Genomic DNA, 16,042 nt, shown 5'->3' on the forward strand with positions numbered 1-16,042 from the left:
GATCTGGATTTAACGTGTACGTAATAGATGTCTGGGTGAGTCGCTTGAGACCGACGCGCGGCGCCGCTCGCCTCCCCCGGGACGCATGCCAGCCGCCCCAGATGCGGCCATCGCGGCCGCGGGGCGGAACCCGCAGGCAAGTGCGTTTTGGTACCCATATTCAGGATGCGACGCGGGCGGCGATGAGAGTGCGAGACTTCGTGAAGATGTCGCTCTTGCAGGGACTTAACTCCGCTCTGCCGCTCGCCCGGCCCCGATCACACACGCCCGACGGGCTCTCCATTCACATCACACCTTGCGACGCCGAAACATCAAGCTGCCCAGCTTGATCACACTCCTTTCGCGGCGAGACACTCCGCCACGGTTCAAGATCCGTTGAGAATCCATTGAGGACGAGCCTGTTCAATCAGCGGCGGAACTTCCCAGTAGCGCAACGGAAATGGACTCCAAGTGAACGTTATTGACTTCCCCCAGGTCGACTTGGGTACCGAGGCGACAATCAGCCCCGATATCGACAAAGCAGGGGAACACCTGAAGACATGGTCTCGTGCCACAGGCATCGTCCTCGACGGCCCCAACGGTGACGCCTTCGATGCACTCGCGCAGCATCGCCTGGCGGCATGGACCTATCCGGCGGCAACCGGTGCGGAGCTTGATCTGATGGCGGACTGGATCGGTTGGCTCTTTGCCTTCGACGACGTTTTCGATGAATCGATAGACGGCTGCGATCAGGACTTTGCCATTGCGACGGCGGCGGCCACCAACACCGTCTACACCGGGCTGCCCTCAGCACCCCCGAGCCCAGTAGTCAGGCCCTATGTGGTGGCGTTGGAGGATCTTTGGGAGCGGACTACCCAGGGCATGCCGGCGTACTGGTGCAGAGGACTGGCCAACGACATGGTCGATTACGTCAACTCCTACCGAAGCCATGCCCTGATCAACGCATCACGCATTGCGCTCGACGAACAGTCATATCGAGCCCATCGGCTGATCTCCAGCGCAGTATTCATCACGCTCGACCTCGGCGAAGCCGCCGCTAGACGTGCCCTATCGGAGTCGCTGTTGGTGCACCCATACATACGGGCCGCTCGCGAAGCCGCCAACAACATCGTGTCCTGGAGCAACGACCTCTACTCCGCGCCCAAAGAGCTCAGTCTGGGCGACCTGTGCAACTACGTCGCCGTCCTGCAGTCTCAGGATGATCTCACGACTGCGCAAGCAGCCGACCGGGTCAGCCAGTACCTGCACGAGGAGATCGCGCGCTTCGATCAAACCAAACAGCTCATCCACACCCACCTCATCCCACGCTTGCCAACCGAAGATCAACAAGGCGTGATCTCCATGCTGGATACCTGCAGCAACTGGATAACCGGCAACGTGGCGTGGTCATTGGAGACCGCACGCTACGCATCGCGCGCCATCGACATGGAGCGCGAAAAGGAAGTATTCGGGGACTTGCGAACCTAGGACTCGCATCAGCGCCCAGGGGTTGCGGCGAACATCAGCACACGACAAGGCGCGGCCGTGAGCGAAAAGAAACTGGCGACCGTTGGTTCAGCCAGGTAGTTCACGGCCGGCGTCTTGGCCGCGGTCGTCAGCAGGACAACACCAAAATCCAAGACCGCCACTTCAACTCGACCACAACTGCATCCACGGTGACCGGGCCAGCGCCATCCACACGCTGTCAACGGTCACCCATTCGACACTGATCTCGCAATAACTTCCACAACAATTTCCTGGAGGAGATCATGGAGCACCGTCCCGAATGCTGCTGTGGTTGCGCGCTCGCGCAAATGCCCTCTCCCCCAGAGGAATCTGTGCCCTTACCGCCCACAGTGGGCATACTAGGCACCGCCGCATTCGTACCGCCGCGCGTCGTCACCAACAACCAGGCAGGTGCCAGCGCCGGCATCGACGATGCCTGGATATTCGCCCGAACTGCGATCCGGACCCGACGCTGGGCCGGCCCGGAGCAGGCCACCTCGGATCTGGCCGTCCAGGCCGCCGAACAGGCCCTCGCCAACACCGCAATCAACGCCGGGCAGCTCGGAGCGATCATCGTCTCGACCTCCACACCCGACCAACCCCAGCCACCCACGGCCGCCTTTGTCCAAAATGCGCTGCACGCCAACAGCGCATACGCCTTCGACACCAATGCGGTGTGTAGCGGGTTCCTGTTCGCCATCAACACCGCACACGCGCTGGCCCAACGTGACAGCATCCACGTGCTGGTCAGCGGAGCAGACGTCTACTCACGCATCCTTGACCCCACCGACCGAAAAACGGTCTGCCTGTTCGGCGACGGCGCCGGTGCTGTGGTGGTCGGACCCACCACAGCCAGCTCGAGGCACCTGCGCATCGTCGACACCGAACTGCACACCTTCACCCAGCACATCAACCTGATCGGGGTGCCCGGCGGCGGCAGCCGCCAGCACCTGACCACGGCCACTCTCGACGCGGGACAGCACTACTTCCACATGGACGGTCGAGGCGTCCGCGACTTCGTCACCACCACGGTCCCGGAGCAAGTCCGCAAATTCTTGGCGCGACACCACCTCGCTGTGGAGGACATCGACCACGTGGTGATGCACCAAGCCAATGGACGCATGCTCGATGAGATCTACTCGCTACTGGACCTGCGTAACGCCACATGCCACCAAACCATCGACCGATTCGGCAACACCGGTTCGGCATCGATCCCCATCACCCTGCACCACGCGTACCCCGAGCTGCACGGCAATATCCTGTGCATCGGTTTCGGTGGGGGAATGGCCGCCGGTATCACGCTGCTGGCCGCGGCGTCGGGCAGCGCGGGTGATGTGGGCGCTCACAAGTAGCACGCGCTGCGCCACCACCGGACCGCCCCCGACCGGGGCGACGATCCGGGAGCGTCGCAATCCTGCCCGCGCCTGGTCACGAACAGGCGCGCGCCGGACCCGGGTAACCGACCCCAGCGCCGCGGGCTGACCGTCCGAAATTCGGACGGTCAGCAGCGGTCATCCCATCGGAAAGCCCACCGCCAACGGCGGTTAGTCGCGCAGCATTTCGGCGACCAGGAAGGCCAGTTCCAGTGATTGTTGGGTGTTCAGTCGTGGGTCGCAGGCGGTCTCGTAGCGCCCGGATAGGTCGGAGTCGGAGATGTCTTGCGCGCCGCCCAGGCATTCGGTGACGTTCTCGCCGGTGATCTCGACGTGGATACCACCCGGGTGGGTTCCCAGGCCGCGATGGACCTCGAAGAATCCCTGTACCTCATCGACGATGCGGTCAAAGTGGCGGGTTTTGTAGCCGGTGGATGACTCGTGGGTGTTGCCGTGCATCGGATCGCACTGCCAGATCACCTGGTGACCGGCGGCCTGGACCTTCTCCACGATCGGCGGCAGCAGATCACGGACCTTGTTGTTCCCCAACCGACTCACCAGCGTCAGCCGGCCCGCCTTGTTATGCGGATCCAGCCGCTCGACATACTCGACAGCCAGCTCCGGAGTCATCGTCGGGCCGATCTTGACCCCGATCGGATTGGCGATCACCTCCGCAAAAGCAACGTGGGCGCCATCGAGTTGACGGGTCCGCTCACCGATCCACACGGTATGGGCGGACAAGTCATACAACTGCGGCTCACCGTTTTCCCCCTCACCCAACCGCAACATCGCCCGCTCATAATCGAGCACCAAAGCCTCATGACTGGCGTAGATCTCAGCGGTCTGCAGATTACGGTCGGCCACCCCACAGGCACTCATAAACCGCAGGCCCCGATCGATCTCGTTGGCCAGCGCCTCATAGCGCGCCCCCGCCGGCGAGGTCCGCACAAACTCGCGGTTCCAATCATGAACCAAATGCAGCGACGCCAACCCCGACGACGTCAACGCCCGCACCAAGTTCATCGCCGCACTGGCATTGGCGTAGGCACGCACCAGCCGCGACGGATCATGCTCGCGGGCAGCAGCATCGGGCGGAAAACCATTGATCATGTCACCGCGGTAGGACTTCAACCCCAACGCATCAGTATCGGCCGAGCGCGGCTTGGCGTACTGCCCCGCAATCCGAGCAACCTTGACCACCGGCATGCTCGAGCCATAGGTCAGCACCACCGCCATCTGCAACAGCGTGCGCACATTGCCCCTGATATGCGGCTCGGTGTTATCGGTAAACGTCTCCGCGCAATCCCCACCCTGCAGCAAAAACGCCTCACCACGAGCGACCTGCGCCAGCTGCTCCTGCAACCGGATGATCTCCGAAGGCACCGTCACCGGCGGCACACTCTCGAGCACCTTACGCATCGCCGTCGCCTGATCGACCGGCCAGCTGGGCTGCTGAGCAGCCGGCTTAGCCAACGCAGCATCCAACCGCGCCCGCAACTCATCAGACAACGGCGGCAACGACGGCAGCTGGTCAATCGGAATATCGACGGTCCAGTTCATCGGTACATGGTAACTGGGCATTGTGGCGGGCTGATGGGCCGAACGTTGCTAGCGGTCGGTGATGATCAAAAACCTTCGCAATTGATCACGGGCATCGACCAGCGCGTCGTGGGCATCTCGGGACCGCGGGGGTAGCCGCGGGCTGCCGCGATCCTCCCACAGCTGCCGCAATTCCCGGGTGAAACGCGGTATCGCCTTCGGCAGGCCCGGCATCGGACCCCACAACTGACACAGCGCGACATGATCGTAGGCCCCGACCCAGGCCCATAGTTCGATCTGCTCGCCGCTGTCCACACCGAGGAACTCCTCCAGGTCCAGGCGGATCTGGCGGCGCGAACGCCACACCTGCGAGGCGGGTGACGGCAGTTTGGTCAGCACATGGGCACGAACCCAACTTCCAGCCCGTTCCGGATCGAATTCCGTGGAAACGGCGTAGTACTCACGGCCGTCCTCGGCGACCACGCCGATCGAGACCAGTTCGATGGTGCGGCCATCCTCGATGAACTCGGTGTCATAGAAGTACCGCATCGCCGCAGCCTATACGGAGGTCAATATCGGCCCGGTGCCCTCGGGTGGCGGCGCGGGGTGAACGTCGCGATCCAACTGCGCCTCGACGGCGCGCTCGTCGGGCAGCCGAGGGGTGCCGGCGATCGCACACTGCAACCAGAGCTTGGCCCGCACCACCGGGCGGCGCAAGGTGCGCTCGCGCTGCAACGCTCGCCGCATCTTGTCCGGTTTCGCGGTATAGCGCCACCGGGCCCAAGGGGCATGCGGCCGCGACAGCCGGATTGCACCGATGACCAGCAACACCACGATGAACATGCCGAGCAACCCGGTCCACACCTTGCCCTTGATCAGCACCACCGTTGCCAGCGGCAGCGTGAGCACCAATCCGCCGACCACCACCGCACGCGGGAGCACCGAATCGCTACCGGACCAGATCGTCGGGAAGAACATCAGGGGATGCAAACCCAGGGTCAGCAGACCCGCCACCGCTACCGCCGCAAAAACCGCGTCCACCGAGGTACGGCCGTCTTCCTCCCAATAGACGTCGGACAGATGCAGGATCAACGCATACTCGTCGAGCACCAGTGCCGCGCCGATCCCAAAAAAAGTTGCCGCCACGCTGAGTTCGGGCTCGCGTCCGTTGACAGCCAGCGTCACCAAGGTCAGCCCCGAGATCATCACCAGCACCACCCCGAATGTCACATGGTGGACATGCACCGACCCGAGGTCCACATTGCGGGGCTGCCACCACCTGGGCGGCGGGCCATCGTCTGGGCGCCCGCGGATGACGCGCACGAAGGTGCGGGTCACAAAAAACGTCAGGATGAAGGCAACCAGGCAGCACAAAAGCGGCAATCGGCCGCGGTCGACAATGTCATGCTGCAGCCAATAGAACACCTCAAAAAAGTTACGCCCACCGACGAATGCAGGTCGGCAGCCTCGCTGCAGCGGTGTCCGGCCGTCCGGTAACGATTAGGCTGTCGGGGAAATGAGTACATTGAGGTCGCCCGACGTGGGCAGTCGACTCGGGCGGGTCTCGGTTTGGTACCTGCTGTGGCTGGTAGCGGCCGCGGCACTGGGATACGTGGTCTGGCGGTTGTTCGGGCACATCCCATACCGCATCGACATCGACATCTATCAGATGGGCGGTCAGGCCTGGTTGGACGGGCGCCCGCTCTACAGCGGCGACGTGAAGTTCCACACACCAATCGGACTGGACCTGCCGTTCACCTACCCTCCGCTGTCGGCGGTGGTGTTCAGCCCGTTTGCCTGGTTACACATGCCGGCGGCCAGTGTGGCGATCACATTCTTGACGTTGGTGGTGTTGATTGCGTCGACGGTGGTGGTGCTTACCGCTCTGGATGTGTGGCCCAACTCGGAGCAGCTGCCCGGACCCGCGTGGCTGCGCCGGTTGTGGTTGGCGGTCATCATCGTGGCCCCGGCCTCGCTCTGGCTGGAGCCGATCAGTTCCAACTTCGCTTTTGGCCAGATCAATGCCGTGCTGATGACCTTGGTGATACTCGACTGCTTCCCGCGTCGCACACCGTGGCCCCGGGGGCTGTTGCTCGGCTTGGGGATCGCCCTGAAGCTGACTCCGGCCGTGTTCCTGCTCTACTTCCTGCTGCGCCGCGACAACCGGGCGGCGCTGACGGCGGTGGCGTCTTTCGTGGTCGCCACGCTGGCCGGTTTCGCGCTGGCCTGGCACGACTCATGGGAGTACTGGACCGACACCTTGCTGCACACCGACCGGATCGGTTCCGCGGCGCTCAACACCGACCAGAACATTGCGGGCGCACTCGCCCGCCTACCGATCGGCGAGCATGCGAGCCACTTGCTGTGGGTGTTGCTGTCTTTAGGGGTACTCGCGGTGACCGTCTGGGCGATGCGGCGGGTCCTGCGGGCCGAAGAGCCAAGCCTTGCGGTGATCTGTGTCGCCTTGTTCGGCCTGGTGGTTTCCCCAGTGTCGTGGTCGCATCATTGGGTTTGGATGTTGCCGGCGGTGGTCGTGACCGGGGTGCTGGCCTGGCGGCGGCGCAACGTCGCGCTGGCGGTGGTCACCATTGCCGGATTGGCGCTGATGCGCTGGTCACCGATCGATTTGCTGCCCAAACACCGCGAGGCCACCGCGGCCTGGTGGCGTCAGCTGGCCGGCATGTCCTACGTGTGGTGGGCGTTGGCCGTGATCGTCGTGGCCGGACTGACGGTCACCACCCGGATGACAATGCAGCGTCCGGCGGAGCCGGACCGAACCCCGGCCCCGGCCGCGCGCTGATTATCCGGCGGCGGTTTCGGGAAACCGTACCGCGTCGCCGGACCCGTCGTCATCCCCCTTGCCGCCGTTCTTGATGCTGGCGGCGTAGATGTCGACGTACTCCTGGCCCGAGAGCCCCATCAGCTCGTACATCACCTCGTCGGTGACGGCCCGCTCGATGAAGTGGTTGCCGGCCAGACCCTCGAACCGCGAGAAATCCATCGGCTTACCGAAACGAACGATGACGCGGCCGAAGCGCAACATCTTGCGTCCCGGCGGGTTGACGACATTGGTGCCGATCATCGCCACCGGGATGACCGGAACTCCGGTGTGCAGCGCCAGCCGAGCCAGGCCCGTCTTGCCTTTGTAGAGGCGACCGTCGGGCGAGCGGGTGCCTTCTGGGTACATGCCCAGCAGCTTGCCCTGGCGCAGCAGTCCTGCGGCGGTTTCGAGTGCGGCCTGTGCCGCGTCGGAATTGGTGCGGTCGATCGGCACCTGCCCGGAGACGCTGTAGAACCAGCGGTTGATCCAGCCTTTCACGCCGGTACCGGTGAAGTATTCGGCCTTCGCCAGGAAGGTGATCCGACGACGCACGACCAATGGCAGGTAGAAACTGTCGGCCACAGCGAGGTGATTACTGGCGAGAATAGCCGGCCCGGAGCTCGGGATGTGTTCCAGCCCTTCGACTTTCGGCCGCCCCAGCAGGGTGAAGAGCCAGCCCATGAAGATGTACTTGAATAGGTAGTACCACATGGCCCTCCCTCTCACCCGCATCGGAATGATGTCTGCGCCAACTGTACCCATCGGCGATAGGTACGACCACCTCCGTAGGTTGGTCGCTTACTCTTGCAGAGTAATCGGGATCGCCTGGTAGCGCGTCTTCGCATCGGCGTTCGCCGACCCGTTTTCGGGGGCGCTCTCACTGCTGAGGCCCCCGCCGGGCGGACCATCCGACGGCGGTTTCACCGATCGGTCGATGTCGTCAACTATGGCGCGAATCACGTTGAGCAACGCCACACTGTGTTCGGCGATAACCGTCGTCAACGGGTGCTGCTCACCATTGACCAGCGCAGCGAGCGCACACAGCGGGCACCACACCTGTTGGCACTTGCCGGTCGCTCCGCCCGATGCCATGGCGGCCGCGGCGCGCAGTGCAGGATCTACGCCATCGAGGATCGCCTGGGCGAGTTTGCGCAGTTCAGGACCAACTTCGGTATGGGGCCCAGTCACGTCGGCCACACCTCCGGATCTGGTCGAAATCGAACGGTCAGCTCACCGCCAGACAGGCGCGCGTCCAGCACGATGCACCTCCGCAATACGGAGGCCAACCGCACCCTGCGCCGCATGCCGCCGGCACTGATGATCAGGTCGTCATCAGCTCGGCCCAGTGTCAACGAACCGGGATCGAGCTGGGGCAACGCTAGCCGCAGACGATATACCGACCCAAGGCCGGACCCGGACTCGAGGTCAACAATCGGACGCAGCGGCCCCGGCGGCGCGCTTCCGCGGCGCCGGCGGGCGCCATCAAGCAGCCCACCGAGGGCCTTGGGTCCGATCGGCTCGCCGGCCGCATGCGCAACCAGCACCAGCGCCACATCGCCAATGGTGGCGTCGAGTTCCTCGAGAACGGCACGCTGCTCGGAGATGCGTTCGGCATACCAGTAGAAGGCGGGGTGGTCGGGCAGACTGCGGTACTCGTATGCCTCGTCCCGCACCAGAACCTGATTGACGAGTAATTCCTCGACGCGGACGCCCATCAGGGCCAACGATCCCAGCGTGCGCGTCGCCTCCGCTGCGACCACCCGCTCAGGAGTCAGCACCAGATGCGCGCCGACCAGAGAACCATCCGTCAGCAAAGTGCTGAGTCGATCGACGCTGGCACTGGTTCGCTCCAGCAGCTCCACCAGCGCGGCCGAGCGGCCATCTTCGATAGCGAGACTGAGCCGGCGATGCCGCGGCCACGCGCGCTCGACGTACAGGGAGAAGGTGGCGGGGAGGGTCAACATCCGCAGGGCGTCCGCGGTCGAGGCGCAGTCGACCACGATGCGGTCCCAACGTCCACTGGCCGCGAGCTCACCGACCGCGTGCAGACCGAGCACTTCCTGGACTCCGGGCAGCGCGGAGAGCTCCTCGGGAGCAATGCTGCCCAACTCCGAATCCGGAAATCGCCCATTGAGGGCATCGACAACGTCTCGCCAGCGGTCTTCGAGCAACGCCAGGGTGTCCAGCGCTAGGGCGTCCAAGAACCCCCCGCCGGTGTCGACCTGACCGGTCTCGAGATCAGCAAAAACACGAACCGGCTCGCCGGAGCCCGTCGGCGTAACCGCAATGCCCAGCACATCACCCAGCGAGTGCGCCTGATCGGTGGATACCACCAACACCCGCTGACCAGCAGTGGCGTCACAAACCGCGGTGGCGGCCGCCAAAGTGGATTTTCCTATCCCGCCTTTGCCTACGAAGAGACTGATCTGAGCCGAGGTGGGCGCAACAGGATCACTTAGCCCTCAACTCGTTTCTTCAGATCTTTCAGGGCTCCGTCGATCAGCCTGCGCTCAGCCTTGCGCTTGAGCATTCCGATCATCGGAATGGCCAGATCAACCGACAACTCGTAGGTAACGTCAGTACCAGAGCCTTTGGGCGCCAAGTGATACGAACCTTCAAGGGCCTTCAGCAGCGAGCTGGACTGCAGGGTCCAGCTAAGCGATTGACGGTCTGCCGGCCACTCATAGGCCATGATCAGGGTGTCCTTGAAGATGGTGGCGTCCATCAACATCCGGGCCAACATCGGATAGCCGTCGTCATCGGCCTCGAGGATTTCGACTTCCTTGTACTCGGAGATCCATTCGGGGTAGGCCTCGATGTCAGCGATCGCTTTCATCACCTCACCCGGCTCCGCATCGATGTAAATCGTCTGCGTCGTCTTGTCCGCCACCTGACCACCTTTCTCTGCCCCCGCACTCGATGTTTTTTCCCGGGGACACGGCCTTCCGGCAGAAACGGTACTCCCCGAAGCGCTACCTTGACCCGGCTAAATTACCGGAGAAACTCCGATCGGGCGTGTCTGCTCCAACGTCGTTTTCACCTCGAACGCCATCTTCTTGCCCGCCACCCGGCGCTGATGCGTCATTTTCGCCAGCTTCATCCGGGCCAACTCCCAAGCCGTCACTCCAGTGGGTTCAGCATGCAGGAAATAGTGCAGCACGACCCCGTCCAACGACGGCTCGAGCCAGATCTCCATCGTGCCGGTCAAGGCCCCGGTAACCGCCCACCTGATTCCCTTGTCGGCGCGGTCCTCGGTGACTTGCAGCCACAGATCGGGCCACCACCGGCTCCAGCTTGATCGATCCGCGACCGCGGCTCCGACCCGTGCGCCATCCGCGGCGATATACGTCTCATCCGCGATCTGGATGCTGTTCATGGCCACAGCTTCACACACCCACCTGAGGGGGCTGGCACCACCCCGCAGGTGCGGAACCCGCGCGCGGGCAATCGCAGTGAGAATCCGAACCAGGTGCCAACCAGGCGCCTCCATGCTGCGCGAATGCTGCGATTAGGCTGTGAGCAGGCAGTCCGCCCGCAAAATGGCAATCAACGCCACAACAGGTGTAGCGAGGTCGAAACGAAGTGCGTCAGTACAGTGTCCCCGCCCGTTTTTCCGTCGACGAGCGCGACAACGTCGCGGCCATGGTTTTCGAGCACGAGCGCGATGATCCCGACCACATCATCTATCAGCGCCAGATCGACGGTATCTGGACCGATATCACCTGCGCCGAGGCGGCCCGGCACATTCGTTCTGCAGCATTGGGTTTGATCGCACTCGGAGTCCAGGCCGGTGACCGGGTGTCCATTTTCTCGGCCACTTGCTACGAGTGGGCGATCCTGGATCTGGCGATCCTGGCGGTGGGCGCTGTCACCGTGCCCATCTACGAGACATCGTCTGCCGAGCAGGTGCGCTGGGTGCTGCAGAATTCAGAAGCCGTGCTGGCGTTCGCTGAGACTGACGCGCATGCCGCAATGATCGCCGAGCTGACCGGTGACCTGCCCGCCCTGCGCCGCGTCCTGGTTATCAACGGTTCGGGTCCCAAGGCGCTCGAGCAGCTCGCCGAGGAGGGCGGGTCGGTTGACCGGGCAGAGCTGACGGCGCGACTCGATGCGCTGCGCTCCTCGGATCCGGCAACCCTGATCTACACCTCGGGCACCACCGGGCGGCCGAAGGGCTGCCAACTCACCCACTCCAACCTGCTTCACGAGATTCGCGGCACGCAGGAGTGCCTATCCACGCTGCTGACCCCCGGGCAACGGCTGCTTGTCTTCTTGCCACTGGCCCACGTGCTGGCCCGGGCGCTTACCTTGTCGGCCTTCGCCAGCAAGGTGACCGTCGGATTCACCAGCGACATCAAGAATCTGCTGCCACTGTTTGCGGTGTTCAAACCCACCGTTGTGGTTTCGGTACCGCGGGTTTTCGAGAAGGTCTACAACACCGCGGAACAGAATGCCTCCAACGACGGCAAGGGGGCGATCTTCAAGCTCGCCGCGCAGACGGCGGTCGATTGGAGTCGAGCCTGGGATGACGGCCGCCCGGGGTTGCTGTTGCGCGCCAAGCATGCGCTGTTCGACCGGCTCGTGTACCACAAGCTGCGCGCGGCGCTTGGCGGCGACTGCCACGCGGCGGTCTCCGGTGGGGCACCGTTGGGCGCACGACTTGGTCACTTCTATCGCGGGGTCGGCCTAACCATCTACGAGGGCTACGGACTGACCGAGACCAGCGCGGCCGTCACGGTCAACCAGATTGACGCTCTCAAAATCGGGACGGTCGGAAAACTGGTGCCCGGCAACAGTTTGCGAATCGCCGACGACGGCGAGTTATTGGTACGCGGCGGCGTGGTGTTCAGCGGCTACTGGCGCAACGAACAGGCCACCGACGAGGCATTCACCGACGGCTGGTTCCGGACCGGCGACCTCGGCGCAATTGACGACGACGGCTTCCTGAGCATCACCGGCCGCAAGAAGGAGCTCATCGTCACCGCGGGCGGTAAGAACGTCGCCCCCGCGGTGCTAGAGGATCAGCTACGGGCGCACCCGCTGATCAGCCAGGCGATGGTCGTCGGGGACGCCAAGCCGTTCATCGGCGCACTGATCACCATCGATCCCGAGGCGTTCGGCGGTTGGAAGCAACGCAACAGCAAGGCCGACCATGCGGCGGTGCGCGACCTGGCCGAGGACCCCGACCTGGTTGCGGAGGTGGATGCGGCCGTCAAGGAGGCCAACTTGGCGGTGTCCCACGCCGAATCGATCCGCAAATTCCGAATTCTGCACGTCGATTTCACCGAGGACACCGGCGAGTTGACGCCAACGATGAAGGTCAAGCGCAACGTGGTCGCCGAAAAGTTCTCCGTCGAGATCGAGGCGATCTACACCAAGGATTAGTCCAACGCGCCGCCGGCGGCTCCGCCGGCGGCGCGCATGAGCGGATCGCCCGACTCCTCCTCCGGCCTCACCGGCCGGCATCGTCGCCGCGCAGAAGCTCGGCGAGGCGGGCCGCCAACGTGTCCCAGCGCCACTGAGACGTCACCCACTGCCGGCCGGCGTCACCCATCCGAGCCGCCCGGTCGCGATCGGCCAACACCTCGATGACCGCGCCGGCGACCTTGTCCACCGAGTTGCCGTCGACCACCAGCCCGGTCTTGTTGTGCTGCACCGTACCCGGCGCTCCACCAGATTCACCCGCAATGACCGGCACGCCGCTGGCGGACGCCTCGAGAAAGACGATGCCCAAGCCCTCAACGTCCATACCAGAGCCCCGAGTGCGGCACGGCATCGCGAACACGTCGGCCATCGCGTGATGGGTCGGCAGCTCCTCGCCCGGCACGCCGCCGGTGAACGTCACATGCTCATCCACCTCGCAGTCCCGCGCCAGCTTGCGCAACGTCTCCAGGTAGGGGCCGCCTCCGACGATTATCAGCGCCGCCCCGTCGACCCTCCGGCGGATCGCGGGTAGCGCCTTGATCAGGGTGTCCTGGCCCTTGCGCGGCACCAGCCGCGACACACACACCACGGTGGGCCGCTCCCCCAGCTGGTAGCGCTTGCGAAGTTCGGCGCGGGCGGCCGGGTCCGGCCGAAACCGGTCGGTGTCGACTCCGGGCGGCAAGTATTCCAATGAAGCCGCGGGCCCGAAGGCCGGCGCGAATCGCGAGCGCGTGTAGCGACTGACGAAGGTCACAATGTCAGTGGTGTCCCCGATTCGACGCAGTACCGACCGCGCGACGGGAAGCATCGACCAACCCACCTCGTGACCATGCGTGCTGGCCAGCACCCGGGTCGCACCAGCCTGCCTCGCACGCGGCGCCAGCAGAGCCAACGGTGCGGCCGCACCGAACCACACGGTGTCGATGTCGTGCTGGGCGATCAGCCGGCGCATCCGGCTGTCGACTGTCGGAACGGGCAGCATCAGCGTGCTGGGATGGCGTACCACCCGATAGCCCGCGGCCCGGGCCACGTCGTCATACCCCTGCGCACCCTTCCATTGCGGTGCATAGACCGTTATGTAATGCGACCCGGCCTCAACGAGGCGACCGACGAACTCGCTCAGATATGACTGGATGCCGCCGCGACGGGGCGGAAAGTCGTTAGTTACCAGCAGGACCCGACTCACCAGGGCCAATCTAGCCTGGCCACGATGTGGACTATCCAGCGGTCTTTGCCACGCGTTGGATCGTGCTCGAATCAGGACGAGACGCTCATCCATTGCTGCCAGCCGGCGAGCAGCCCGGCAGCATCCGTGCCGAGCACCTCGAGCCCGGCTCGCGGCAAGTCCGAATGCCCTGGACCGCAGGCGGCCAGGTAGAGGTCGCGCAACTTGGTGGTGCCATAGGTGTCGGCCACAAATCGGGTAAACCACCATGCTCGGTCATACGCTCGCGAGCGCCCCGGCCCGGGAATGTCGAGGTCGTCGTCTGACGGCAGAGCTGCGGGTGGGGCCTCAGCCGGCCGGGAAGTGGTCGGCCGCGCGACGAAATCGGCCACCCCCTCGGTCAACCACCGCGGCGCGTCAAGTGCCGTGTCAACGCGGGCCGCGTAGTGAAAAAGCTCGTGGGTCAGCACTATTCGCAGTGCCGTGGCGCTCATCTTGACCGCGCCTGGTGCGAACACAATTCGTTGGCCAGCCACCGCCCGGCTGCCAGGATCGAAGCGCTCGGCCCAGTCACCGCCGCGATGTCAGCCCATTGGGACGCCGTACCGCCGCCCGCCGCCGTTCGGAATTGTTCGTCTGAACCGGCGGCCACCACCGAGATTTCGCGGGCCCAGTCGGTGCCCCAGAAGGCCACCACCGCATTGACCGCGCCGCGGATGTCCGCCCCGACGCGCGACAACAGTAGGTCGGAGTTCGCGCCGCCGAGGTTGATCAGCCGCACGGTCCGATCTCCGATGACAACCGTCGGCGGGCCAGGATCCTCAGCAGACGCTAGTGACCGCTATGGCGCACTATCCGGATGACGCGTTACGGCGGCAGCCGTTACCAACTCGATGACAAATATGCACGCCAGCGCAATCGAAAACCATCGGGATCGATGCCGCAGCACCGCGGCAGAGCCGTCAGTAGCGGCGCGCGTCGTAGATCGGTCCCGAGGAATTCATCGGCACCACCCGCACCGGTACACCGTAGGTGGACGAATGGACCATCAGTCCGTCACCGATGTAGATGCCGGCATGTGACGCGTCGGAGTAGAAGGTCAGGACGTCGCCTGGCTGCAGGTCCGACAGCGATACCGGTTGACCTCCATGGGCCAGCGCCTGGCTGGAGTGAGGTAGCGCGATGCCGGCTTGCTGGAAGGCCCACATGACCAACCCGGAGCAGTCGAACCCACCTGGAGCGGCACCGCCCCACGCGTAGGGCGTCCCAACTTGGGTTAGCGCCGCCTGCACCACGGCCGCGCGGTCGCCGCCGGCACCGTCTGGCGGCGTGAACGGCATCGCGGACACTCCACCGGGCGGCGGGGCCTCACCCGGCACCGGTGCGCCCGCTGGCGGCGGTCCACCTGGCGGTGTGCCCTCCGGCGCCGGCCCGGGGGCACCTGGCAATCCGGCGGGAACCTGTCCCGGATCGGCGAGCGCGGTGCGCTGGTCCGGAGTCAATGCCAGGTACTGCGACTTGACGACCGCGATCTGGACCTGCAGCTGGCTCTGCTTGTGCTGCAGATTTGCCCGCACGGCCGCAGCTTGTTCGGCGGCGGACTTGGCATCGGCGGCCGACTTCTCGGAGGCCTGCTCAGCCTTGGCGGTCTGCTCCCTGGCGGTCCGGAAACCCGACATCCGGGTGGCCATCTGGTGCGCCATCACGCGCTGCATCGACAGGCCGTCGATCAGCAGCTGCGGGGACGGAGCCGTCAGAAACGTGTCCATACCGTTGGCGCGACCACCCATGTAAGCGGCCGCGGCGACCTTGTTGACCGCGGTCTGGAACGAGGCCAGCTGGCCCTTGGCAGCGTCCAGCGCGGCCTGGTCGTCAGTGAGCTTGTTTTCAGCGGCCTGCTGAGCCGCCAGCTTCGCGCCCAAGTCGAGCTCTGCGCTGTGCATCGCTTCGGTGGTTTGTTCCGCCTGCCGAGATAGCTCGTTTAGCTTTGCCAGCGCGTCCTCAGCCTGGTCCGCCATCGCACCCGCGGCGACGAAGCCGGACAACGCGGTGAAGCTCGCTAACGAACCGATGGCGGACCGCCGGATAACGCGCGCAGTCAATTGCCTACAGTCGAGCCTCAAGATTTTGCTTCCTTAAACTGCCATCGGCGATGTGCCGTCGAGCCGGTTTAGGTCTCAAATAGGTTACGAAATGATATCGGCGTTTGTCCAAACGGGAGAGTTAAGAAAATAG

15 protein-coding genes and 1 pseudogene are annotated in these 16,042 nt (G+C 64.4%); 4 read left to right on the forward strand and 12 right to left on the reverse strand.

Annotation, left to right across the window (positions count from 1 at the left end; all coding sequences use genetic code 11):
- Window positions 1-450 precede the first annotated feature (450 nt).
- Window positions 451-1,467, forward strand: a complete 1,017-nt coding sequence (locus SHTP_RS13860; RefSeq protein ID WP_096370903.1) for a terpene synthase family protein — start codon at window positions 451-453, stop codon at window positions 1,465-1,467.
- An 8-nt stretch (window positions 1,468-1,475) separates the two neighbouring features.
- On the opposite strand, the gene SHTP_RS28025 is transcribed toward SHTP_RS13860, so the two are convergent.
- Window positions 1,476-1,619, reverse strand: coding sequence for a hypothetical protein (locus SHTP_RS28025; protein ID WP_172900492.1), 144 nt, complete (start codon window positions 1,617-1,619; stop codon window positions 1,476-1,478).
- Between the two features lie 216 nt (window positions 1,620-1,835).
- Between SHTP_RS28025 and SHTP_RS13865 the strand changes: the two genes are divergently transcribed.
- Window positions 1,836-2,837 (forward strand): 3-oxoacyl-ACP synthase III family protein, encoded by a 1,002-nt coding sequence (locus tag SHTP_RS13865; RefSeq protein WP_096370904.1) that lies wholly within the window; start codon window positions 1,836-1,838, stop codon window positions 2,835-2,837.
- A 192-nt stretch (window positions 2,838-3,029) separates the two neighbouring features.
- Here SHTP_RS13865 and SHTP_RS13870 read toward each other — a convergent pair whose 3' ends face one another.
- From SHTP_RS13870 to SHTP_RS13880, 3 genes are read right to left on the reverse strand one after another with little or no spacing between them, the layout of a single operon-like run.
- Entirely contained in the window at window positions 3,030-4,418 is a 1,389-nt protein-coding gene (locus SHTP_RS13870; RefSeq protein WP_012394885.1) for a class II 3-deoxy-7-phosphoheptulonate synthase, read from the reverse strand.
- Between the two features lie 48 nt (window positions 4,419-4,466).
- Window positions 4,467-4,946, reverse strand: a complete 480-nt coding sequence (locus tag SHTP_RS13875; protein ID WP_012394886.1) for a polyadenylate-specific 3'-exoribonuclease AS — start codon at window positions 4,944-4,946, stop codon at window positions 4,467-4,469.
- Between the two features lie 9 nt (window positions 4,947-4,955).
- The gene (locus tag SHTP_RS13880) at window positions 4,956-5,873 is read right to left on the reverse strand and encodes a hypothetical protein (RefSeq protein ID WP_172900670.1); all 918 of its coding nucleotides are present in this window, start codon (window positions 5,871-5,873) and stop codon (window positions 4,956-4,958) included.
- Window positions 5,874-5,913: 40 nt separating this feature from the next.
- On the opposite strand from SHTP_RS13880, the gene SHTP_RS13885 reads away from it, so the two are divergent.
- Window positions 5,914-7,197 carry a glycosyltransferase 87 family protein gene (locus SHTP_RS13885; protein ID WP_096370906.1) on the forward strand — a complete coding sequence of 428 codons (1,284 nt, stop codon included), beginning with the start codon at window positions 5,914-5,916 and terminating at the stop codon, window positions 7,195-7,197.
- On the opposite strand, the gene SHTP_RS13890 is transcribed toward SHTP_RS13885, so the two are convergent.
- The 5 genes from SHTP_RS13890 to SHTP_RS13910 form a co-directional block, all read right to left on the reverse strand.
- Window positions 7,198-7,929, reverse strand: coding sequence for a lysophospholipid acyltransferase family protein (locus SHTP_RS13890; protein ID WP_096370907.1), 732 nt, complete (start codon window positions 7,927-7,929; stop codon window positions 7,198-7,200).
- An 87-nt stretch (window positions 7,930-8,016) separates the two neighbouring features.
- Window positions 8,017-8,406: a hypothetical protein gene (locus SHTP_RS13895; protein WP_096372465.1), complete on the reverse strand. Its 390-nt coding sequence runs from the start codon at window positions 8,404-8,406 to the stop codon at window positions 8,017-8,019.
- On the reverse strand, window positions 8,403-9,644 hold the full coding sequence (locus SHTP_RS13900; protein ID WP_096370908.1) for an ArsA family ATPase: 1,242 nt from the start codon (window positions 9,642-9,644) through the stop codon (window positions 8,403-8,405). Before SHTP_RS13900 ends, SHTP_RS13895 begins: the two co-directional genes overlap by 4 nt.
- 29 nt (window positions 9,645-9,673) lie before the next feature.
- Window positions 9,674-10,108 carry an SRPBCC family protein gene (locus SHTP_RS13905; protein ID WP_011741295.1) on the reverse strand — a complete coding sequence of 145 codons (435 nt, stop codon included), beginning with the start codon at window positions 10,106-10,108 and terminating at the stop codon, window positions 9,674-9,676.
- Between the two features lie 96 nt (window positions 10,109-10,204).
- Entirely contained in the window at window positions 10,205-10,594 is a 390-nt protein-coding gene (locus SHTP_RS13910) for a hypothetical protein (protein ID WP_011741296.1), read from the reverse strand.
- Window positions 10,595-10,800: 206 nt separating this feature from the next.
- Here SHTP_RS13910 and SHTP_RS13915 point away from each other — a divergent pair, with 206 nt between their 5' ends.
- A complete protein-coding gene (locus SHTP_RS13915; protein ID WP_096370909.1) occupies window positions 10,801-12,603 on the forward strand; it encodes an AMP-dependent synthetase/ligase in 1,803 nt (600 codons plus the stop codon).
- A gap of 67 nt (window positions 12,604-12,670) precedes the next feature.
- Here SHTP_RS13915 and pimB read toward each other — a convergent pair whose 3' ends face one another.
- From pimB to ripC, 3 genes and pseudogenes are all read right to left on the reverse strand, one after another.
- Window positions 12,671-13,828, reverse strand: a complete 1,158-nt coding sequence (gene pimB, locus SHTP_RS13920) for a GDP-mannose-dependent alpha-(1-6)-phosphatidylinositol monomannoside mannosyltransferase (protein ID WP_096372466.1) — start codon at window positions 13,826-13,828, stop codon at window positions 12,671-12,673.
- A 71-nt stretch (window positions 13,829-13,899) separates the two neighbouring features.
- Window positions 13,900-14,603 (reverse strand): annotated as a pseudogene (locus tag SHTP_RS13925) (hypothetical protein).
- Between the two features lie 166 nt (window positions 14,604-14,769).
- Window positions 14,770-15,930, reverse strand: a complete 1,161-nt coding sequence (gene ripC / locus SHTP_RS13930; RefSeq protein ID WP_096370910.1) for a peptidoglycan hydrolase RipC — start codon at window positions 15,928-15,930, stop codon at window positions 14,770-14,772.
- Window positions 15,931-16,042: the final 112 nt, after the last annotated feature.

Source organism: Mycobacterium ulcerans subsp. shinshuense, from assembly GCF_002355775.1.
GTDB classification, from domain to species: domain Bacteria; phylum Actinomycetota; class Actinomycetes; order Mycobacteriales; family Mycobacteriaceae; genus Mycobacterium; species Mycobacterium marinum.

What these genes read in the sequence shown, in the direction of transcription:
- SHTP_RS13885 (WP_096370906.1), top strand. Translation starts at nt 5,914, where the DNA reads ATGAGTACATTGAGGTCGCCCGACGTGGGCAGTCGACTCGGGCGGGTC.
- SHTP_RS13910 (WP_011741296.1), bottom strand. Translation starts at nt 10,594, where the DNA reads ATGAACAGCATCCAGATCGCGGATGAGACGTATATCGCCGCGGATGGC.
- SHTP_RS13875 (WP_012394886.1), bottom strand. Translation starts at nt 4,946, where the DNA reads ATGCGGTACTTCTATGACACCGAGTTCATCGAGGATGGCCGCACCATC.
- SHTP_RS13870 (WP_012394885.1), bottom strand. Translation starts at nt 4,418, where the DNA reads ATGAACTGGACCGTCGATATTCCGATTGACCAGCTGCCGTCGTTGCCG.
- SHTP_RS13890 (WP_096370907.1), bottom strand. Translation starts at nt 7,929, where the DNA reads ATGTGGTACTACCTATTCAAGTACATCTTCATGGGCTGGCTCTTCACC.